A 19,593-nucleotide genomic window follows, 5' to 3' on the forward strand; every position below is an offset into this window, starting at 1 on the left:
GGGATACTTGATGGGCGGCATCGACAATCAGAAGAAATTCGTCCTCGATTGGATGGACAATCACGCCAAGGAATTGTCGGACTGGCATCAGGTCATCTGGCATTTCGCCGAACCTGCCTTCCGCGAATACAAATCCTCTGCCTGGTATGTCGAGAAGCTGCGCGCCGAAGGCTTCGAGGTCGAAGCTGGGTCCGGAGGCATGCCGACGGCCTTCATGGCGATGTGGCGGAACGGCGCCGGGCCGACGGTCGCCACCTATGTCGAGTACGACGCCGTGCCGGGCAACTGCCAAGCAGCCACCACGCGCCAGGAACCGCGCAAAGGTCTCTCCAAATATGCCCCAGGCCATACCGACCCGCATTCGGCGCTCGGTATGAGCGCTCTTGGCGGCGCGCTGGCGGTCAAGGCGGCGATGGAGAGGTTTGGCATCGCCGGCACGCTCAAAATCTTCGGCGAGCCGGCCGAGAAAGTGCGCGCCTCGAAGCCCATTCATGCCGCCAAGGGCTACTATGATGACCTCGATGCGGCGGTGAGTTTTCATCCCGCCTATATGCTGCCCATGGTCAACACCACGATCTGGGATACGCATTGCGGTGTCGGCTACAATTATATCTATACCTTCACCTGCGATGCGCCGCAGGATTGGATTGCGTCGGATAAGTACAGTCCGATCCCGCAGAACCACCTTGCCGCCCGGGCACCCGGCGCCAATGATGCGCTAATCCACTTCTACACGCTCAATGAGAGCCTGCGCCGATCCATGCTGCCGTTCACGGGTCTGTGGAGCTTTAACGAGGCGATCCTCACTGCCGGACAGGCGACAGCCGACAACCTCACGCCGCAGATATCGCAGATCGACTATATGCTGCGCACGGATTCGATCGAGCAGGCGGAAATCATCAGCAATGTCATGGATAACAATGCCGAAGCCGCCGCCAAGGCGACTTTCTGCAAGTGGAAGAAGACCTGGGTGGCGAAGAGCCGTCCTGGTCTTGCCAATCATGCGATGGCGCAGGCGACTTATGACAATCTGATCCTGGTCGGCGCGCCGCGATGGGACGAGACGGCGATCAGCGTCGCTCAGGAAATACAGCGCAATCTGGGATTGGCACCGATGGAGAAACCCTTCTTGCCGGCGACCGAAAGGCTCACCTCGCCGCAGGAATGCGAGCGGCTGATGCGCAAGCAGATGCCGGAATGGCAGAGATATCTCACTTCAGACGATTATCCCGACTACACATGGCATTGTCCGACGGTGCGCCTCATCGTGGCGCGGCCGATGCTCTCGGCGCCACAGGGCTACACCTATCCGGATTGGGTCGCCAATGCGCTGGGTGGGATTCCCGCCACCATCGATCCGATGATTCAGTCCGCAGGCAAGACGATCGGCGCCACTTTGCTGGATCTCTTTACCCGGGTGGATGTTCTGGAGGCGGCGAAGGTCGAGTTCGAGGAGCGCACAGGTGGCGGTGTCGGCGGCAGCAAGTGGATGGCGCCCTTGCTGCCGAAGGACTTCAAGGTGCCGCATCAGTACCGCTGGCCCGAATACGTGACCACCGCCCGCGGTGAGGAATGGACCATTCCCTACCGCGACGATGAATGACGGCCGACCGGCTCCAGACGGAAGTCGTCAGCGGCTCGAGTTCTGGCGACCGGCATTGCGCAGGGCATTGCCGCCATCCATCGTGACCGGCTCCAGCGAGAATTCATGCTTGTCCGCATTGATGGGGACGTAGCAGGTTTCAGGGCCGGAACGGATTTGCCTCAGTTCCTCGACGGTGCAAATCTGTTGCATATTCTTGTCGGCAGCATGAACCGGGCTTGCTAGCGCCGGTTCCCCGATTTGACTGCTGACAAGATAGCCGAAGCCGGCCACTGCGGCCAGAATGACCATATCGACGATACCGATATGGGATTGTGAGCGTTCCAAATAATTGTCTTCTATTGTCATCTGTGCCTCCTGGCCGACAGGTGGCGGCCGTGGAAACCAATGCACGCGAAATGTCGTTGCTGGCATATGGGAGACTGAACGGGCTTGGCCCAATTCATTCGTCAGATATCGACTATTACTGCGAATGATCCGCGGCGACCAGAATATGGCCGCAATAAGGCGGCCCGGCAGGCGGCCGGAAACCGCTAATGAGTGCTAGCGGAGCGTCTTCTTCAGCGCTGCGATATGTTCCGGGCCGATGCCACAGCAGCCGCCGATGATGTCCGCGCCGCGCCGCTGCCAGTCCTGAGCGAAGGCAAGGTAGCCCTTGGGATCGAGGTCGGCACGAATGTCGCTCAACGTGCCATTGGCCTCGGCATCTTCATTCTGCGGGGGGAAGGCATTGGCATAGCAGCCGACCTTGATCTTGGCGCCGAGACGCTTCAACTCGGCGCGTGCGGCATCTATGGCACTGCCCATCACTTCTGGTTGGCTGCAATTGAACAACAAGGTGCTAACGCCCAGCTCGTGGGCCAGACGTGTCGCCTCGACGACAATTTCGCCGGAACGCAGTTTCGGGTTGGCCGGGTCGGGACGCTCGTCATGCAGCGTGAAGGAAAGCCATAGCGGCCTGGTATCGCCCTTGAGCGCTGCAGCCACTTCCCGAGCTTCAGCCAGTGCCGATTGCGTTTCCGCCAGCCACAGATCGACATGGGGCTTCAAACCCGCGATGAGCGGCTTCAGCAATGCCTGAGCCTCGGCGGGATTAAAGAGATCGGGCCGGTATGAGCCGAAGAGGGGTGGCAGGGAGCCGGCGACGAGTACTTTCTTGCCCGATTCTGTCACGGCCTGGCGCGCAAGGCGCCCAGCAAGGTCAGCCAGTTCCTGCCCGCGCGCGGCGAAGCGGTCGGCGCCGATATGGAACGGCACCACGGCATATGAGTTGGTGGTAACGATTTCGGCGCCCGCATCGATGAAGGCGGCATGCGCCCGACGCACGAAATCCGGTCCGTCGAACAAGGCCAGAGCAGACCATTCCGGCTGTTCGAACGGTGCCCCCATGCGCTTCAGTTCGCGGCCCATGCCGCCATCCAGCAGGGTGATATGGCTGGCCTCGCTCATTGGGGAATCCTCGTTTCCTTGCCGCATTCCGCCCCTCAGGGGCTCTCGACGGAGAAATAGCCGACCGCTCGCCGATCGGCAACACCCAGGCGTTGCGCGGGGGCGGTCATTCCGTCGCGAGGTGTTGGATTCTGGCTTGCGGCCGGGCACCGGGCACGACCATGAGCGGTGTTGCGTTAGGAACCGCAACACGGTCGCGTTCGAGTCCGAGATGACCGAGAATCACCCGCAAGACGCCTGAATGAGAGATTACGAGCGGCAGCGCACAATCATTGATGGTCGAGAGTGCTGCCATGATGCGTGCGGTGAACGCGGCCATCGATTCGCCGCCGGGCGGTGTTTCGCGCCGCGGTGGGCGTCGATCTTCGTTGTGCCCCTCGAACACGCCCCAATTCCTTTCCTGCAGATCGTCCAGAACGATGTCCGGGAGATCCGGCCGACGTGCCAGTAACGGCGCCGCCGTCGCGCGGCAGCGAATGAGGGGACTGCACCATATCGACGTTACCGGAAGGGTCAGCAGACGCTCCGAAGCCGCTTCCGCTTGCGCGCGCCCGGTGTCATTGAGCGGTATATCCTTCTGCCCCATGACGCGGCCGGTCGCATTCCAATCTGTCTGGCCATGGCGCAGAAAGATGAAGCGGCATGGCAATGCGCCGGTCATGACAGAAAGATCTCCCGGTCCGACAAAATCAGTTCATGTGCCGTAAAGGCTTCCCGCCACTTTGGAGCATGCTTCAGGTTGCCGAAGGCCGGCAGAACGCGTCTGGCGCCGACCTGTCTCGCCAGGGCGACATTCTGCGAAAGTGTAGGGTGGACGTTCCAGCGCGCCCATTGTGCCAAGCCGCGATCGTGAAGTGCACGCGCTGGCGTGCCCGCGGCGACATGGCCGGTGAGGAGAATTTTCCGCCCGGCGTCCAGCCAGAGGCCGGCCAGCGCCTGCGACTTGACGTCTTCAAGGTTTGGGTCAGCAACGATCATGGTTCGGGCGCCGGAAGTGCCTAGCGGCAGCGCGGATGCCAAGGCGCGTGCGAGTCGACTTGCCGCACGGTCGTGCAAAACAGCGCTGCCATCCGCGATGAGTGCCACGGCCGATTGCCGCGTCGTTTCGCAGATCGCCGGCGCGGGCAGTCCGGCCTCGACAATCGAGAGGAGGAGTTCCAGCGCCCGGCCGGCGGCTGGTGCCGGCAACAGAAAGTCGCCATCTTGCAGGAGGCGCAAAATATCGCGGCGCCGTACATCCTGAGTGACCTCGTCGATGCCATAGGACGCATCGAGAATGACCGTCTCCGCCGCGGGTGGGCGATCGAATGGGAAAAGCAATGATTCCGAACTGTGATCGCCCATATAGAGCAATGTGACATCGGCATGGCGCAAATGCAGCCATACGCCGCCCGGTGCATGGCCGTTTGCGCCCGTGGTTACGGTCGCTTGCCCGAATGTCAGGACATCGCGCGCTGCGAACTGCATGCAGGAGATACCGAAGCGTGCCTTGACGGCCTGGGCGACAAGCGGCGTTGCATGGACCGGTGGGCGGCCGAGTCGATCCCACAGAAGCAATCCCCCGATATGATCGGGATGCTGGTGGCTGAGAAGTATCGCATCGACCGGTGTGTCGATCCGCTCCGGGTCCGGCATCGCTGGATCGGGGCCGGCAGCAGCGCCGAAATCCAACAGCAGCTTATGACTGGCCAGCTTGACCTGGAAGCAGGCGGGCGCCTTCGAACCAAGGCCCGAGATGGCCTTGAGGGAGCTGTTCTCTATTTCACTCATCGCGCTATCTTTGCGCCAATTCGCTCATCGTCGCGCGCAAGGCGCCATAGCGCTCGGCCATGGCGATCGAACGGCCGCCATCAACCGTCGAGATTGTAAGGAGAATGGCATGGCAGATCGCCACCGGCACGACCAGGGACTGGGACTGGCCGCTTGGCCCGTTCGGCGCCGCAATCAGCAAGGTCGGCGCCGGCCGCAGGTGGGGGGCGGTGTGGTGCGAAAGGACGATGCTGGGCGTATCGCGTCTGCCTGCTTCGGCTAGGATAGACGGCAGCAGGCGGGGCACGCGCGCCAGCGCAAAGGCTACGACGAGATCGCTGGCAGCAAGAGCTGTCAAGCTGGCAGCCGCTTCGCGCGGCTCCACTGCCACGGCCTCGGCCAAGATGCCGACCCGCCGCAGGCGATCGACCATCAGGTCGCGCATGACCCGCGCCGCACCTTCGCCGAACAGAAGCACGCGGCGCGCCTTGCTCAGCATTCGCCCGGCACGGCGAATCTGTTTCTCCTCGATATGCTGCAACAGGTTGGCGAGGTTGGCCTGCTCGCGCTCGATGACGGATTCGAGGACAGCTTCCGGCGGAAGGTCCCGCAACCGCCGCCGCAATCGCGCGGCGGTCTGATCTTGCAGCACGATCTCGTCGCGCAGCCGGCTTCGCAGATCGGGAAAGCCGGCGAAACCGAGCTTCTTGGCAAGGCGTACCAGCGAGGAGGGGTGCGTTCCCGCCATTTGCGCAATCTCGGTCGCGGACGACATGGCCGCGCTCTTGGGATCGGCGAGCAGCAAATCCAGCAAACGCCGATCGGTCTGCGTGAGATGGCCGTCATGACGGCCGACGAGTTCCATCAAGAGCATGTTCGCACCCGAGACGAGCTGGATGCGCAGCGATATCGAGCAGCGCTCCGCGCATCCGGCAATTATCTAGACCTCAATATTATCGGGAAAAAATATTGCAGAAAGATGAAATTTGGCAACCCATCTTGCAGAGCGCTTCAGGCCGCAGTTACAGTCCGCGCGCTATCAAAGGCGGCACGCAGATTATGCGTCCCGGTCGAAGAGCGGAGGAATGAAATGAGATTCATGCGCAATCGATTGATGATCGCCGCCATGACGGCGGCAATGGGTTTGGGCATAGCGAATGCCAAGGCCGACGAAAAGCTCGTCCTCTACACATCGCAGCCCAGCGAGCAAATGGACGAAGTGCTTAAGCTGTTCAATAAGCTGCATCCGGAGATCGAAGTCGAGATGTTCCGTTCCGGCACGACTGAAGTTCTGAACAAGCTTCAGGCCGAAGTCGCTGCGGGAGACCCGCAACCCGACGTGCTGCTTATCGCCGACAGCGTCGCGATGACCGAATTGAAAACGCAGGGATTGCTTCAGCCCTACGAGCAAGCCGATGTGTCGCAGTTGCCGGAAGGGCAATACGATCCGGAAAAGACCTTCTTCGGTACGAAACTGATTACGACCGGCATCATCTACAACACCGCGAGCGGTGTGCCGGAACCGGTCAGCTGGAAGGATCTTCTGAAACCCGAGGCGAAGAATCAGGTCATCATGCCGAGCCCGCTTTACTCGGGCGCTGCAGTCATTCACGTGGGGACGATGGCACTGCAGCCGGAGTTCGGGTGGGATTATTTCGACGCTTTGGCGAAGAACGGCGCCATTGCGGTCAAAGGCAACGGCGCGGTCCGCGATGCCGTGGCACGCGGCGAGAAGGCCTATGGCGTGATCATCGAATACATGGCCTACGGTCAGAAAGACAAGGGTTCTCCAGTCGAATTTGCGTTCCCGAGCGAGGGCGTGACCGTCATCAATCAACCGGTGGCGATCCTGAAGACGGCGAAGAATCCTGCTGCCGCCAAGGCTTTCGTGGATTTCCAATTGTCGCCCGAGGCGGCCGAGCAGTCGGTCGGTCAGAAATACTTCCCGATCCTCAAGGGAGTGCAGCCACCGACTGGCTATCCGGATGCCGCGTCGCTGAAGATTATGGAGGCTCCCTCGGACAGGCTCATCGAGACGGCTGAAGAAACCAAGCGCAGATTCTCCGAACTTTATGGTCAGTAGTCAGTTCCAAGCCGAGGACGCGGCGCCAAATGGTGCCATGCTGCGGCGCCATGCTCCGAACGGCGAGCAAGTCATGCTCGCCGTTCTGGGGCTTTATGTGGTTGTCCTGTGTTTGCTGCCGCTCTTGCGGCTCTCTGCCGAGGCAACAGCAGCCTTTTCCGATGCGAGCCAGATCTGGCGCATCTTGAGCGATGCGCAAGTCCTGCGCGCCACGGGCCATACGTTGGAAGCGAGCTTCGGTTCGATGCTGGTTTCGCTCGCGGTAGGTGGCGGCCTAGCCCTCGTCATCGGCCTCACCGACATACGCGGCAAACACTGGCTGGTCTTCCTCATGCTGTTGCCGATGCTGGTGCCGGCCCAGATCGCGGCGTTGGCCTGGCTTGAACTGACCGGGCCGGCCAGTACGATATTGGGGCCACTTGGTCTCGCCCCCGCGCCGGGGTCGCGCAACTGGCTCTATTCGCGCGAAGGCATTGTCCTGCTGCTGGGCATCGAGCATTCCACCATGGTCTTTCTGGCGGTGAAGGCGGGCCTTCGCGGTTTGCCGCGCGATCTCGTGGAGGCAGCACAGGTCGCGGGAGCGGGGCGCTTTCGTATCGTCCGCAGTATCGTACTGCCGCTTCTCCGTCCTTCGCTCCTTGCGGGTGCTGCGCTTGCCTTCGTCGCGGCGGTGGGGAATTTCGGCATCCCCGCCATTCTTGGTATTCCAGGCCGCTATACGATGCTGACCGCGCTCATCTATCAGCGCCTCTCGGGTTTCGGCCCATCGGCCTTGGGCGAGGTTGCCGTTCTGTCGATCATTCTGGTTGTCATCGTCGGCGTGGGGCTGTCCGTCCAGTTGGTGGCGGACCGGCGACGGCAGGTTGTCGTGGCGGGCGACGGTACGGCCATCACGCCATTTTCCCTGGGCCGCTGGCGTTCAATCCTTGAAATCGCGATCGTCGGCATTTTGCTGGTCATCTCGGTCATGCCCTTGCTGGCCCTGCTCGGCACGTCTCTCGTCCAGGCGCTGGGGTTGCCGCTCGGTCCGGACACGGTCACGCTGGAGCATTATGTGACGGTACTCAGGAATGCGGCAGCGCGGCGCGGGTTTCTCAATAGCGCCTGGCTCGCCCTTGGCGCCGCTGGGGTGACGCTGGTCGTCGCCCTTCCGTTCGCGTTCCTGGTGGCGCTCAGGCGCTCGCGCGTGGCGACCATCCTGAACCTGGCGGCAGATGCACCCTTCGCAATCCCCGGCACCGTCGTTTCGATCGCTTTCATCCTCGCCTTCCTGCCACCGCTGCCGCTGCTCAAGATCAGTCTCTACGGAACAGCCGCCATCTTGTTGCTCGCCTATCTTGCGCGATTCCTTGCGCTGGGGCTCAAGCCGGCAATCGCCGGCATGATGCAGCTCGATCCCGCTTTGGAGGAGGCGGCGCGGATTGTCGGAGCCGGTGGCGTTCGTCGGCTGGTCTCGGTGATCCTGCCCTTGGCAGCACCCGCGGCGGCGGCCGGCGCGCTGCTGGTGGTGATGAGCGCATATAACGAGCTCACCGTATCCGCGTTGTTGTGGAGCGCCGGCCACGAGACGATCGGTGTCATGATTTTCAATCTCTACGACGAAGGCAATGCGACGGCTGCATCCGCCGCCTCGGTGATGGCCGTTCTGGTCACGCTGCTGGCGGCGGGTGCGGCCAGCCTGCTCGCGCATCGCATGCCCAGAGGTGTTCTGCCATGGCAGACGTGAAAGTATCCCAAGCCCTCAAGCGGTTCGGCAGCAACATCGCCGTCAGGGAAGCGGATTTTGCCGCAGCCGCGGGCGAATTCATTGCCCTGTTGGGGCCTTCCGGTTGTGGCAAAACCACCTTGCTGCGCCTGTTGGCCGGGTTCGAACGTCTCGATGGCGGACGAATCGAGATCGGCGGCAAGCGCATGTCGGCGATCGATCTGCATGTTCCGACTGAAGAGCGGCGCCTGGGCATGGTGTTTCAATCCTATGCTCTCTGGCCGCATATGAGCGTCAGCGACAATGTGGCTTTCGGCCTGCGTATCCGCCGCCTCAGGCGCGCCGAGATCGAGGTTAAGGTGAAGGATGCGCTCGCCACTGTCGGGCTGAGCGCCATGGGCGACCGGTTGCCGGCTGCACTTTCGGGTGGCCAGCGGCAGCGCGTGGCGCTGGCCCGCTGTCTGGCGATGGATCCGGAGGTCGTTCTGCTCGATGAACCGCTCGCCAATCTCGACGCTCATCTGCGCGAGGCGATGCAGCGGGAATTTCGGTCGTTCCATCGGCGCATCGGCGCCACCATGGTCTATGTCACGCACGATCAAGCCGAGGCGCTGGCCTTGGCGGACCGGGTAGCGGTGATGATGGGTGGCGAAATGCGACAGATCGCGTCCCCCCGCGAGATCTATCGGTGTCCGGCTGATGCCGATGTGGCGAGATTCATCGGCCGAGGCAGTGTCGCTGACGTCAACGTGCAGCAGGTCGGCGGCGGTTCCGCGCCTGGATGCCAGGCGATCCTGGGCAGCACGGCTTTGACTTTGCGCTGCCGTCCGGGCCGTCGTACCGGTCAGGCACAAGCCTGCTTCCGGCCCGAGGAAATCGTCATTTTGCCGACGGACGCAACATCCGTCGGCCATTCGGGCGCGATCGTTTCCGCGCATGTGCAAAGTGTCCGGTATTCCGGCATGCGCCAGGAGGTCGAGCTGATCCTCGATGAGGTGCCGCAGGCGCAACTGCACGGCATCGCCCCGGCCGACCTGCCGCTGGGCGAAGGCCAAGCAGTACGGACCGCTATCACCGGCGGCTGGGTCATAGGCTAGATCGGCCGTTTATGCGCCAGGATATCCATGAAAGGGCGACATATTGGAGCGGGTGAGGGGAATCGAACCCCCGTCGTAAGCTTGGGAAGCTTCTGCTCTACCATTGAGCTACACCCGCAGGCGGCGTTTGCAGGAGCGATTTATAGGGGATTGCGTCGCCGGGTTCAAGGCGGGCGCAGAGTGCTGAATGCCGAATGCTGCAACAAATGGCCGGCCGCTCCGTATAGTATGGCAGGGAAGAAATGCCGGAACGGACAGGGAGACGGCGGAAAATGGCGGATTGGACGCGGCGCAGGCTGATTCGGGATGGCATGATCCTGCTGACAGCCGCTTCGAGCGCGTGGCCGTACCGGTCGGCGCGGAGCGATGTGGCGCCTGAAAGCTTCGCGGCTGCCTTGGCCGCTGCCCGCGGCCAGACGGTCTTTTTCAATGCCTGGGGCGGCGATCGGCGGATCAATAATTATATCACCTGGGTCGGCCACGAGGTGGCGGCCAGATTCGGCATCGCCCTGCAGCATGTGAAGCTGACCGATACCGCCGAAGCTGTGACGCGGGTGCTGGCCGGAAAGATCGCCGGCCAGATGGATGGCGGAGGCGTCGACCTTATCTGGATCAACGGTGAGAATTTCGCCGCGATGAAGAAGCAGGATTTGTTGTTCGGACCCATCCTGCATCTTCTCCCACATGCGAACTTCGTCGATCCGGTAGCCAAGCCCAGCATTCTCTCGGATTTTACCGTACCGACCGACGGCTATGAATCGCCCTGGGGCATGGCGCAGCTCGTTTTCTTTCACGATACTGCCCGCGTTCAGGAACCACCGCGTTCGCCGGCGGCCCTGCTCGAATTTGTAGAAGCGAACCCCGGCCGCTTCACGTTCCCGGCGCCACCGGATTTTGTCGGTTCCACAGTCTTGAAGCAATTCCTGCTGTCGCTCAGTGCGGATCGCAAGCCCTTCGACCTGCCTCTTGACGAAGCGCGCTTCGATGCGGTCACGGCACCGCTTTGGGACTATCTGGCCGCGCTTACCCCGCATCTGTGGCGGGAAGGAAAGAGCTATCCGGTCTCCAGCACCGCGCAGCGCCAACTGCTCAATGACGGAGAGATCGATGTTTCCATGGCCTTTAATCCGGGCGATGCGTCGTCGGCCATCGCGCAGGGGCTGTTGCCGGACAGTATCCGCAGCTTCGTCATGACCGGCGGCAGCATCGGCAATACGCATTTCGTCGCAATCCCGTTCAATGCGAATGCGAAGGCGGGAGCGCTGGCGGTCGCCAATTTCCTGCTTTCGCCGGAAGCGCAGTTGCGCAAGGAAGATCCGGATGTCTGGGGCGATCCGACGGTGCTGGAAATGAATCTGCTGCCCCCGGATATGCGCGCCGCCTTCGATGCGTTGCCGCGGGGGATTGCGACACTCTCGCCGCAGGAACTGGGACCGGTCCTGCCGGAGCCGCATCCCAGCTGGATGGTGGCGATCGAGGCGCGCTGGCTGCAGCTCTATGGTGGATGAGACGGCGTGGGCGTGCGGCGCTTCGCTTTGATCGATCTGGGCAAGGCCGCGCCGCTGACGGCGCTGGTCCTCCTCGTCGGTTCGATCGGCGTCGGGCTTTTCTTCGTTGCCGCACTTGGCCTCGGTTATCTGCCGGCCCTGGGTGGCAACGCGATATCGTGGGGCGGATTTGCATCGCTCCTCGGAGACGGCCGAGTCCCGCGGGCGTTGGTGGCAACGGCGTTGACTGGATGGCTGGCGACACTTGCCGCGACGGCCGCCGCGTTCGCCCTGGTGGCAAGCCTCGGTTCCACCGGGGACGATCCGCAATCCTGGCCGCAACGCATCGCGGTAGCCGTGTTGGCCGTGCCGCATCTTGCCATGGCGCTCGGCCTTGCATTCGTCCTGGCGCCCTCCGGCTGGTTCGTGCGCGCCATCGCCGCGCTGACCGGCTTGCTGCCGCTGCCGCCCAATGCCGAGTTGGTGTCGCGTGAATATGGCCTCGCGCTTGCGCTGGCCCTCTTCATCAAAGAGACGCCCTTTCTGTTCGTCGCCATGGCGACGGCGCTGCGCCAGATCGACGCGGCCCGCTTTCTGGCCACGGCCCGAACGCTCGGTTATGGCGAAGGCATGGCCTGGGCGAAGCTCGTCCTGCCCCAGCTCTATCCGCTGGTCCGCTTTCCCATCCTTGCGGTTCTTGCCTACGGTTTGTCCGTGGTCGACATGGCACTGATCCTGGGCCCGACGACACCGCCGACGCTGCCCGTCCTCATCCTTGCCTGGATAAACGATCCGGATCTCGGGCGGCGCTTCGTTGCCGCCTCGGCCGCATTGCTGCAGGTGGGCATGGTCACGATCGCCATTATGCTTTGGTGGCTGGGAGAATGGCTGTGCCGTCGCATGGGCCGGCGATGGCTGACTGCGGGACTAAGGGACTGGGGCGGCGTCGGGCGGAACGTGATCCGCTGGTTCGCGCGTATTGTCGGCCTCGCCAGCATCACCCTGACCGCCCTGGCGCTGCTCGCTTTGCTGCTCTGGTCCGTGGCCGAGGCCTGGCGATATCCGGCGCTGTTGCCCGCATTCCTCAGCCTCGACATCTGGCAGCGCAGTCTTGCCGGACTATGGAATCCTCTCGTCAACAGCCTGGAGCTTGCGGCGACGGCGACCGTGCTTGCGCTTGCCTTGACGCTCGCCTGTCTGCAGCATGAGCGCGTCCTGCGCGCCAAGGTCGTGCGGTCGGCCGAGAGATGGCTTTTCCTGCCCCTGCTGGTGCCCGAGGTGAGCTTTCTGTTCGGCCTGCAAATCCTGCTGTTGCTCATCGGCTTTAACGGCACATGGCTCGCTGTTCTGTGGATGCATCTGCTGTTCGTATTTCCCTATGTCTTCCTGACACTGAAGGAGCCGTGGCGCGCTTTCGATCCGCGCTACGAACGGATTGCGCTCTCTCTTGGCAAGTCCCCTTGGACGGTCTTTTGGCGGATCAAGCTGCCGTTGCTGCGGGGACAGATCGCCTGGGCCGCTGCGATCGGTTGCGCGACCTCTCTCTCGCTCTATTTGCCAACTGTACAAGGTGGGGAGGGGCGCATTGTCACTTTGGCCAGCGAGGCCGTGGCGCTGAGCGGCGGCGGCGACCGCCGGGTCGTCGGTGTCTACGGGACGATCCAGGCGGCAGCCGCGGGGCTATGTTTCGCTCTGGCCCTTTGGACCGCTCGGCCGCGCCGACGGTGGGTGTCATGATGCGGCGGCTGAGCCTTCGGGGCGTCGAGCTCTTCAAGGACGGAGCGCGTTTGCTGGGCCCGGTCGATTGCGACATCGACGCCGGACGTCCGGTCGTGCTGATGGGGCCGTCGGGTATCGGCAAATCCAGCCTGCTCAACTGGATGATCGGTGCCCTGCCGCCGCCGATCGAAGGTCGCGGTCGGGTTCTGCTGGACGGGGTCGATATTGGCGCGCTGCCCATCCAGTCGCGCCGTCTAGGAATACTGTTCCAGGACGACCTCCTGTTTCCGCATCTTTCTGTGGCCGAGAATCTCGCATTTGCCCTGCCTTCTGGCTTGGACGCGGCGGATAGAGCCAGGCGAATCGAAGCCGGCCTGGCGGAAGCCGAGCTTCCGGGGCTGGGCGGCAGGGATCCGCTCAGCCTTTCTGGTGGCGAGCGCGCGCGGGTGGCGCTCATGCGGACCCTCCTGGCCGAGCCGCACGCCCTGCTGCTCGACGAGCCTTTCGCCAAGCTCGATGTTGCATTGCGGGGGCGGTTCCGGGCCCTGATTTTCGACCGGGCGGCCGTCCGCAACCTTCCCGTGCTTCTGGTCAGTCACGATCCGGCCGATTCTGCTGCCGCGGCAGGTGGCGAAATCGCCCTTTAAAGAGGGGCAGGGGGCGGCAGTTCCTGCCCGGCTCCGCGCTTAAGAAATGCCTCCAGAATCAACAAAAATTGAGCTTCCAGCGGAACCAAATATGATGTTCGGGCTTTTGACATCGCTGGGACGTTTACCTATAGTGCCGGAGATGTCAGCACTCGGGCTGGCTTCGCCGGGGGATATCAACAAGTTTAACCGGTATTCGAACTCAGCCGAGTCTTAAGGCATAAGCCGAAGTCGGGGATGTTGCGAAGCGTCTGAGGGCGACGCATCGGAACCTGGGGACGGCGCTGAACAAAAGCGAGGAGACAAAAATGAAAGCATTGCGACTTCTGGCGGTTTTGGGGGCAGTTGGATTTCTGGCAGCCTGCTCGACCGATCTCGACCGTATCCGCACGACCGAAGCGAGCGGCGGTACGCCGTTCACCCAGGCGCTGACCACCGAATATCGCGATCTGGCCGTGTTCGAGGCCGACGAAATGTTCGATTGGCGTGACGCCGGTTACTACGCCCGCCGCGGTCTCGCTGCCGCCGGCGGCGAAGTGGTCCAGCCCGAAGATCCGGCCAATCGCGACCTGCCGGCCGATTCGCTCGGCGAGATTACCGACATCCGTGGCCGCTTGCTGGCTGCCCTTGATGGCGGCGCTCGCGACAACAAGGCGGAACTCGCTGCCCGCGCTCAGGCGCGCTTCGATTGCTGGCTTGAGCAGCAGGAAGAGAACTTCCAGTACGATCATATCAGCGCCTGCAAGGACGAACTCCTCGCGGCTTTGGCTGAACTCGAAGCGGCTCCGCCGGCTGTTGAAGCCCCGGCTCCGGCTCCGAACGTCTATCTGGTGCTGTTCGACTTCGACAAGTCGAACATCAACGACGCGGCGCAGGCCGTGGTCAACCAGGTGGTTGCGGACTTCGCGGCCAACAAGTCGACGGCGATCTCGGTCACCGGCCACACCGACCGTTCGGGTTCGGATGCCTACAACGAGAAGCTGTCGGAACGCCGCGCTGACTCGGTGCGTGAAGCGCTGATCGCGGCGGGCGTCCCGGCCGAAGCCATCACCACCGCCTGGAAGGGCGAAGCCGAGAACGCGGTCCCGACCGCTGACGGTGTCAAGGAGCAGGCCAACCGCCGCGCCGAGATCATCGTTCAGTAATCGCGACTGAAGACCGCTCTTTTGCGGAACGGCGCCGGGGCAACCCGGCGCCGTTTTCTTTTGCCCTTTTGGTCCTGGGCGACCATCTTTGGCGGGCCCGCGTCATGCGGATAAGCCCTGTTCGATCAGGGTCTTGCAGCTGTTGGATTTGGCCCGGCTTCCGATCTAAACTGCGGCTCGTTCAACGCCGACGCCAGCAAGGCGAGTTTCATGTATCAACAAACGACCCGCAGTATCCTGGTCAGTGTCGAGCCGACTTATCTCGACGACCAATCCTCCCCCGACGAGGCGCATTTCGTCTGGAAATACCATGTTCGCATCGAAAACCACGGCGAACTCACCGTGCAGTTGCGGAACCGCTATTGGCGCATTACCGACTCGCTGGGCCGGGTGCAGGAAGTTCGCGGCGCCGGCGTCGTCGGCGAACAGCCTGTCCTGCATCCGGGCGAGGCATATGAATATACCAGCGGAACGCCGCTGAAGACGCCGTCCGGCATCATGGTCGGTACGTATGAGATGGAGAGCGAAACCGGCGAGATGTTCGATATCGGCATACCCGCCTTTTCTCTCGACAGCCCCTTCCAGCCGAAGCGGCTGAACTGACCGCCAACGCTCACGAGATTGTTTGAAAGGATCCGGCCGTGCCCAAGGCCTCATCGAAATCGACCAAGGTTGCGACCGGCAAACCGACACAGACGGAGGCCGAAGAAGCGGTACGCACGCTCATCCGCTGGGCCGGCGACGATCCCATGCGCGAAGGACTGCTCGACACGCCGCGCCGGGTCGTGAAGTCCTATCGCGAGTTCTTCAGCGGCTATAGCGAGAATCCGACCGAGATTCTGGCGCGGACTTTTTCCGAGACGGATGGCTATGACGAGATGATCGTCCTCAAGGACATCCGCTTCGAGAGCCATTGCGAGCACCACATGGCACCGATCATCGGCAGGGCGCATATCGCCTATCTGCCTAAAAAGCGGGTCGTCGGTATCTCGAAACTGGCAAGGTTGCTCGACTGCTATGCCAAGCGCCTGCAGATTCAAGAGAAGCTCACCGCGCAGATCGCCAATACCCTGAACGAGGAACTGCAGCCGCGCGGCGTTGCCGTCGTGATCGACGCCAGCCATCAATGCATGACGACCCGCGGTGTGCACAAGGCCGGCACCTCGATGGTCACCAGCCGCATGCTGGGCGCCTTCCGCAATGATCCCTCGACGCGGCGCGAATTTCTCGCCTTCATCGGCCTGCCGCCAGCCACGGTCGGCTCCAGTTCATAAGTGCGGATGATTGCTTCGTCATGAACGCCAATTTCGTCGGCATCCTCGATCGCCTCATTGCTTTCGATACCGTTTCGTCCCGCTCCAATCTCTCGCTGATCCATTGGATCGGCGACTATCTGAGGCAATATGGTGTCGTCGTCGATGTTGTGCCGGCGCCGGACGGCCAGCCGAAGGCAAATCTGTGGGCGACGATCGGGCCGAAACACGATGGCGGGATTGCGCTGTCCGGCCATACCGATGTCGTGCCGGTCGAAGGCCAGCCCTGGTCCAGCGATCCCTTCAAGCTGGTCGAAACGAATGAGCGTTTCATCGGCCGCGGCACCAGCGACATGAAGGGCTTCATCGCCCTATGCCTCGCTCTTGTGCCGGACATGGTGGCCAAGCCGCTGAAGACACCGCTCCATTTCGCTTTTTCCTATGACGAGGAACTGGGATGCCTTGGCGCGCCGCATCTTCTGAAAGCGATCGGCGAGAACCTGCCCAAGCCGCGCATTGCCATCATCGGCGAGCCGACGGGGATGAAGCTCGGCGTGCGCCATAAAGGGGTCTATTCCTTCGAGACTCGGATCACCGGCAAGGATGGCCATTCCAGCCAGCCCGAACGCGGCCTCAACGCCATTGGCCTTGCCGCCGAAGTGATGAGCGAGATGGCGCGCATCTATCGCGGTATCCAGGCAGATGGGCCGTTCGACCGCAGCTTCGATCCGCCGCATTGCTCGTTCAACATCGGTCATATCGATGGTGGCACGGCGGTCAATATCATCGCTCGCGAATGCCGCTTCCTGTGGGATTTCCGCGCTATTCCCGGTGGCCATCCGGATCAGATCCTGAAACCTCTGTTAGCTTTCACCGAGAAGCGCCTTAAGGAGTTGCGCACCCTTCAGCCGGTGGCCGACATCGTCACTACGCCGCGTGTGTCATCGCCACCTCTTGTCGAGGAACATGAAGGTGCCGCCGAGGCCTTGCTGAAGCATCTGACCGGTGCCAACGACACGGTGAGTCTGCCCTACGCCACCGAGGCCGGGCAGTTTCAGCAGGCCGGCATGTCTGCGATCGTCTGCGGTCCTGGCCATATCGCCCAGGCGCATCAGCCGGACGAGTTCATCGACAAGGAGCAGCTCGCGGCGTGCGACGCATTCCTGCGGCGCCTGATCGACTGGGCGCGGGCGAATTGATCGCAGCATGAGCCTGCTTCGCCAATATAGCCGCTATCCGGCGCCCGATTTGGGGCGCTATCGCCGCTTTGTCGTGGCGGGAAGTCATGTTGGTTGGGTGAAGCCGGAACTGGCGTCGGAACTTTCCGGCCGGCCGGACATATTCGAACTCTCCGCCGGCGATCTGCACATGCATGCTGGACTGGCGACGCCGGAGGCGCGGAGCGCCGCAATGGCCAAGGTGCTTCACGCCCTGCGCGGACAGGGACGCGTGCCAGGCTGGCGCGACGAACTCTATCCCGTGACGCAAAATTTCGGCGAGACGCCCTTGCTGGTGATGGAGCGTGCCGCGGCGCCGCTCTTTGGCGTTCTTGCCTATGGTGTCAATCTCAACGGATTTGTCGGTCGTGGCTGGGAGATGAAGATATGGGTGGCGCGCCGCGCTCCGACCAAATCCGTCGATCCCAACATGCTCGATCTCATCGTCGGTGGCGGTCAGCCGCTGGGGCTTTCGCCGGTCGAGAACCTCCTGAAGGAGTGCCAAGAGGAAGCCGGTATTCCACCTGAAATTGCCGAACTTGCTCAGCCGGCCGGCATCATCACGCTGCTGATCGAAGCGGGTGAGGGGTTGCGCGTGGGCCAGCAATTCAACTTCGACCTCGAACTGCCCGAAAGATTCCGTCCGCAGAACCAGGATGGCGAAGTGGCCGGGTTCGAGTTGATGCCGGTGTCGGAAGTGATGCATCGTCTGCGATCGGCTGATGAATTCATGTATGACATAGCGCTGGTCCTGATCGACTTTCTGATCCGGCACGGCTTCATCGGACCGGAAGAACGCGATTATCTGCCGCTCATCGCCGGACTGCGCCGGCCGATCCCGTTTGCCGCTTCGGTGCCTGCATGAGTCTGCTCGATCGCATCGCCATCTGCCACCGGCATGACTTGACGCGCTACCTGCCCTTCAAGGTCGGCGCCGATCGTATCGGCTTCATGCGCCCGGATCTGGCTGGCGAGCTGAAACGCTTCCCCAGCGTCTTCCGCGTTGCCGCGGACGCTGTGAGCATCGCCGAACATCTCGACACTTTCGATTATCGCTCGGCAGCGATCGATTCAGTTATGCGCGAATTGCGTCAGGAAGGGTTCGTTCGCGGCTGGCGCGACGAACTGTTCACGGTCGCAGCGCATTATGGCGCCGAACCCCTTTTCGATCTGGAGCGCGCCGGCGTGCCGCTGTTCGGCGTCAAGGCGTATGGCGTGCATCTCAACGGTTTTGTCCGGCGCGACGGGGAAATCTGGCTTTGGGTCGGGCGGCGCGCCGCCAATCGTCCGATCGAGCCGGGCAAGCTCGATCATCTGGTGGCTGGCGGCTTGCCGTCCGGCGTGAAGCCCTTCGACAATCTCATCAAGGAAGCAGCCGAAGAGGCGTCGATCCCCAAGGAGCTCGCGCGCCGGGCCCGACCGTGCGGCGCGCTCAGCTATCGCATGGAACTGGACGGGTGCCTGCGCGATGACACGCTTTTCGTCTACGACCTCGAATTGCCGGCGGATTTCACGCCGCGCAACCATGATGGCGAGATCGCCGATTTCCGTCTGCTCCCGCTGGGCGAAATCGAACGCCTGCTGGCCGAGACCAGCGATTTCAAGTTCAATGTCGGTCTCGTCATCATCGATTTCCTGATCCGCCACGGCTACCTCTCGCCGGAGCGGCCGGACTACAGCGCGCTGGCGCTGGCCCTTTCCAGGCGTCCTTAAGCGCCGTTGATCAGCGGTTCAAGCTCGGCCCAGCCGCGCCAGATCATGTCGCCGGCCACGTAGAAAATGACGGCAAGGCCGACATAGGCGATCCAGTGGAAGCGCTTCAGCAGCTTGGCGATGAAGGAAGCGGCGATACCCATCAAGGCAACCGACAGGATGAGGCCGAAAACGAGAACCTTCGGATGCTCGTGGGCGGCACCCGCCACGGCCAAAACATTGTCGAGCGACATGGAAACGTCGGCCAGGATGATCTGGATCGTCGCCTGCATCATGGTCTTGGCGGGTGCGGCTCCCGGCAAGGCGGATTCGCCTTCCTCCAGCTCACGGGCCTCTTCGGCGCTGAGGGGCTGGCCTTGGCGTATCTTCTCCAGCTTGTTCTCGCGCCGCTGATGCTCCAACTCGCGCCAGAACTTCCAGCACACCCACAACAGCAGGATGCCGCCGGCAAAGGTGAGGCCGATGATGGCCAGCAGGTAGGTGGTGCCCAGCGCAAAGAGAATGCGAAGAACTGTGGCTGCGGCAATACCGACCAGAATGACCCTGTTGCGTTGGCCGGCCGGCAAGCCGGCCGCCGCCAGGCCCACGACAATGGCATTGTCGCCCGCCAGCACGAGGTCGATGAGGATTACCTGGGCGAAGGCGGCGAGTTCGGGGCCGAGAAAGGTCAAATCCATGTTCAAACTGCTTCTTTGTGGTGGTTTTCTATAAGCGATGTGGGGTCCG

At 62.4% G+C, this 19,593-nt stretch carries 19 protein-coding genes and 1 tRNA gene; 13 read left to right on the forward strand and 7 right to left on the reverse strand.

Features of this window, described 5'->3' with window-relative positions; all coding sequences use genetic code 11:
• Positions 1 to 10: 10 nt before the first annotated feature.
• Positions 11 to 1,603, forward strand: a complete 1,593-nt coding sequence (locus ACE3TY_RS05045; protein WP_374651477.1) for an amidohydrolase — start codon at positions 11 to 13, stop codon at positions 1,601 to 1,603.
• A 27-nt stretch (positions 1,604 to 1,630) separates the two neighbouring features.
• On the opposite strand, the gene ACE3TY_RS05050 is transcribed toward ACE3TY_RS05045, so the two are convergent.
• The 5 genes from ACE3TY_RS05050 to ACE3TY_RS05070 form a co-directional block, all read right to left on the reverse strand.
• Positions 1,631 to 1,951 carry a hypothetical protein gene (locus tag ACE3TY_RS05050; RefSeq protein WP_374651479.1) on the reverse strand — a complete coding sequence of 107 codons (321 nt, stop codon included), beginning with the start codon at positions 1,949 to 1,951 and terminating at the stop codon, positions 1,631 to 1,633.
• A 195-nt stretch (positions 1,952 to 2,146) separates the two neighbouring features.
• On the reverse strand, positions 2,147 to 3,052 hold the full coding sequence (locus ACE3TY_RS05055) for a homocysteine S-methyltransferase family protein (RefSeq protein ID WP_374651481.1): 906 nt from the start codon (positions 3,050 to 3,052) through the stop codon (positions 2,147 to 2,149).
• Between the two features lie 106 nt (positions 3,053 to 3,158).
• Positions 3,159 to 3,713 carry a histidine phosphatase family protein gene (locus ACE3TY_RS05060; protein WP_374651483.1) on the reverse strand — a complete coding sequence of 185 codons (555 nt, stop codon included), beginning with the start codon at positions 3,711 to 3,713 and terminating at the stop codon, positions 3,159 to 3,161.
• A complete protein-coding gene (locus tag ACE3TY_RS05065; RefSeq protein WP_374651486.1) occupies positions 3,710 to 4,822 on the reverse strand; it encodes an MBL fold metallo-hydrolase in 1,113 nt (370 codons plus the stop codon). The genes ACE3TY_RS05060 and ACE3TY_RS05065 overlap by 4 nt, the downstream gene beginning before the upstream one ends.
• A 4-nt stretch (positions 4,823 to 4,826) precedes the next feature.
• Positions 4,827 to 5,675, reverse strand: a complete 849-nt coding sequence (locus tag ACE3TY_RS05070; protein WP_374651488.1) for a MurR/RpiR family transcriptional regulator — start codon at positions 5,673 to 5,675, stop codon at positions 4,827 to 4,829.
• On the opposite strand from ACE3TY_RS05070, the gene ACE3TY_RS05075 reads away from it, so the two are divergent.
• The 3 genes from ACE3TY_RS05075 to ACE3TY_RS05085 all read left to right on the forward strand — a co-directional run bounded on the left by ACE3TY_RS05075 (position 5,646) and on the right by ACE3TY_RS05085 (position 9,686).
• Entirely contained in the window at positions 5,646 to 6,884 is a 1,239-nt protein-coding gene (locus ACE3TY_RS05075) for an ABC transporter substrate-binding protein (RefSeq protein ID WP_374651490.1), read from the forward strand. The genes ACE3TY_RS05070 and ACE3TY_RS05075 overlap by 30 nt on opposite strands.
• 73 nt (positions 6,885 to 6,957) lie before the next feature.
• A complete protein-coding gene (locus ACE3TY_RS05080; RefSeq protein WP_374651492.1) occupies positions 6,958 to 8,610 on the forward strand; it encodes an ABC transporter permease in 1,653 nt (550 codons plus the stop codon).
• Positions 8,598 to 9,686 carry an ABC transporter ATP-binding protein gene (locus ACE3TY_RS05085; protein ID WP_374651494.1) on the forward strand — a complete coding sequence of 363 codons (1,089 nt, stop codon included), beginning with the start codon at positions 8,598 to 8,600 and terminating at the stop codon, positions 9,684 to 9,686. Before ACE3TY_RS05080 ends, ACE3TY_RS05085 begins: the two co-directional genes overlap by 13 nt.
• Positions 9,687 to 9,730: 44 nt before the next feature.
• Here the strand turns inward: ACE3TY_RS05085 and ACE3TY_RS05090 are convergent.
• Positions 9,731 to 9,804 (reverse strand) — tRNA-Gly (locus ACE3TY_RS05090).
• Positions 9,805 to 9,958: 154 nt separating this feature from the next.
• Here ACE3TY_RS05090 and ACE3TY_RS05095 point away from each other — a divergent pair.
• The 9 genes from ACE3TY_RS05095 to ACE3TY_RS05135 all read left to right on the forward strand — a co-directional run bounded on the left by ACE3TY_RS05095 (position 9,959) and on the right by ACE3TY_RS05135 (position 18,867).
• Positions 9,959 to 11,194, forward strand: a complete 1,236-nt coding sequence (locus ACE3TY_RS05095; protein WP_374651496.1) for an ABC transporter substrate-binding protein — start codon at positions 9,959 to 9,961, stop codon at positions 11,192 to 11,194.
• A gap of 6 nt (positions 11,195 to 11,200) precedes the next feature.
• Positions 11,201 to 12,910, forward strand: coding sequence for an ABC transporter permease (locus ACE3TY_RS05100; protein WP_374651497.1), 1,710 nt, complete (start codon positions 11,201 to 11,203; stop codon positions 12,908 to 12,910).
• The gene (locus tag ACE3TY_RS05105; RefSeq protein ID WP_374651499.1) at positions 12,907 to 13,539 is read left to right on the forward strand and encodes an ATP-binding cassette domain-containing protein; all 633 of its coding nucleotides are present in this window, start codon (positions 12,907 to 12,909) and stop codon (positions 13,537 to 13,539) included. The genes ACE3TY_RS05100 and ACE3TY_RS05105 overlap by 4 nt, the downstream gene beginning before the upstream one ends.
• A gap of 308 nt (positions 13,540 to 13,847) precedes the next feature.
• The gene (locus tag ACE3TY_RS05110) at positions 13,848 to 14,684 is read left to right on the forward strand and encodes an OmpA family protein (protein WP_374651501.1); all 837 of its coding nucleotides are present in this window, start codon (positions 13,848 to 13,850) and stop codon (positions 14,682 to 14,684) included.
• A 210-nt stretch (positions 14,685 to 14,894) separates the two neighbouring features.
• Complete coding sequence (apaG, locus tag ACE3TY_RS05115; RefSeq protein WP_374651503.1) at positions 14,895 to 15,287, forward strand: Co2+/Mg2+ efflux protein ApaG; 393 nt, start codon at positions 14,895 to 14,897, stop codon at positions 15,285 to 15,287.
• Between the two features lie 38 nt (positions 15,288 to 15,325).
• The gene (gene folE / locus ACE3TY_RS05120) at positions 15,326 to 15,958 is read left to right on the forward strand and encodes a GTP cyclohydrolase I FolE (protein WP_374651505.1); all 633 of its coding nucleotides are present in this window, start codon (positions 15,326 to 15,328) and stop codon (positions 15,956 to 15,958) included.
• 20 nt (positions 15,959 to 15,978) lie between these two features.
• Complete coding sequence (gene argE, locus ACE3TY_RS05125) at positions 15,979 to 17,136, forward strand: acetylornithine deacetylase (RefSeq protein WP_374651507.1); 1,158 nt, start codon at positions 15,979 to 15,981, stop codon at positions 17,134 to 17,136.
• Between the two features lie 7 nt (positions 17,137 to 17,143).
• Positions 17,144 to 18,019: a DUF4743 domain-containing protein gene (locus ACE3TY_RS05130; protein ID WP_374651509.1), complete on the forward strand. Its 876-nt coding sequence runs from the start codon at positions 17,144 to 17,146 to the stop codon at positions 18,017 to 18,019.
• Positions 18,016 to 18,867, forward strand: a complete 852-nt coding sequence (locus ACE3TY_RS05135; protein WP_374651511.1) for a DUF4743 domain-containing protein — start codon at positions 18,016 to 18,018, stop codon at positions 18,865 to 18,867. The genes ACE3TY_RS05130 and ACE3TY_RS05135 overlap by 4 nt, the downstream gene beginning before the upstream one ends.
• Here ACE3TY_RS05135 and ACE3TY_RS05140 read toward each other — a convergent pair.
• Positions 18,864 to 19,544 (reverse strand): TerC family protein, encoded by a 681-nt coding sequence (locus tag ACE3TY_RS05140; protein WP_374651513.1) that lies wholly within the window; start codon positions 19,542 to 19,544, stop codon positions 18,864 to 18,866. The two genes, ACE3TY_RS05135 and ACE3TY_RS05140, sit on opposite strands and share 4 nt — an antisense overlap.
• Positions 19,545 to 19,593: the final 49 nt, after the last annotated feature.

The sequence above is a fragment of the Dongia sp. genome (assembly GCF_041918875.1).
Lineage (GTDB): Bacteria > Pseudomonadota > Alphaproteobacteria > Dongiales > Dongiaceae > Dongia.

Excerpts from the sequence above, each read along its gene's own strand:
- ACE3TY_RS05045 (WP_374651477.1), top strand. The coding sequence starts at position 11 with ATGGGCGGCATCGACAATCAGAAGAAATTCGTCCTCGATTGGATGGAC.
- ACE3TY_RS05050 (WP_374651479.1), bottom strand. The coding sequence starts at position 1,951 with ATGACAATAGAAGACAATTATTTGGAACGCTCACAATCCCATATCGGT.
- ACE3TY_RS05055 (WP_374651481.1), bottom strand. The coding sequence starts at position 3,052 with ATGAGCGAGGCCAGCCATATCACCCTGCTGGATGGCGGCATGGGCCGC.
- ACE3TY_RS05060 (WP_374651483.1), bottom strand. The coding sequence starts at position 3,713 with ATGACCGGCGCATTGCCATGCCGCTTCATCTTTCTGCGCCATGGCCAG.
- ACE3TY_RS05065 (WP_374651486.1), bottom strand. The coding sequence starts at position 4,822 with ATGAGTGAAATAGAGAACAGCTCCCTCAAGGCCATCTCGGGCCTTGGT.
- ACE3TY_RS05075 (WP_374651490.1), top strand. The coding sequence starts at position 5,646 with ATGACGGCCGACGAGTTCCATCAAGAGCATGTTCGCACCCGAGACGAG.
- ACE3TY_RS05070 (WP_374651488.1), bottom strand. The coding sequence starts at position 5,675 with ATGCTCTTGATGGAACTCGTCGGCCGTCATGACGGCCATCTCACGCAG.
- ACE3TY_RS05080 (WP_374651492.1), top strand. The coding sequence starts at position 6,958 with ATGCTCGCCGTTCTGGGGCTTTATGTGGTTGTCCTGTGTTTGCTGCCG.
- ACE3TY_RS05085 (WP_374651494.1), top strand. The coding sequence starts at position 8,598 with ATGGCAGACGTGAAAGTATCCCAAGCCCTCAAGCGGTTCGGCAGCAAC.
- ACE3TY_RS05095 (WP_374651496.1), top strand. The coding sequence starts at position 9,959 with ATGGCGGATTGGACGCGGCGCAGGCTGATTCGGGATGGCATGATCCTG.
- ACE3TY_RS05105 (WP_374651499.1), top strand. The coding sequence starts at position 12,907 with ATGATGCGGCGGCTGAGCCTTCGGGGCGTCGAGCTCTTCAAGGACGGA.
- ACE3TY_RS05110 (WP_374651501.1), top strand. The coding sequence starts at position 13,848 with ATGAAAGCATTGCGACTTCTGGCGGTTTTGGGGGCAGTTGGATTTCTG.
- apaG (WP_374651503.1), top strand. The coding sequence starts at position 14,895 with ATGTATCAACAAACGACCCGCAGTATCCTGGTCAGTGTCGAGCCGACT.
- argE (WP_374651507.1), top strand. The coding sequence starts at position 15,979 with ATGAACGCCAATTTCGTCGGCATCCTCGATCGCCTCATTGCTTTCGAT.
- ACE3TY_RS05130 (WP_374651509.1), top strand. The coding sequence starts at position 17,144 with ATGAGCCTGCTTCGCCAATATAGCCGCTATCCGGCGCCCGATTTGGGG.
- ACE3TY_RS05135 (WP_374651511.1), top strand. The coding sequence starts at position 18,016 with ATGAGTCTGCTCGATCGCATCGCCATCTGCCACCGGCATGACTTGACG.
- ACE3TY_RS05140 (WP_374651513.1), bottom strand. The coding sequence starts at position 19,544 with ATGGATTTGACCTTTCTCGGCCCCGAACTCGCCGCCTTCGCCCAGGTA.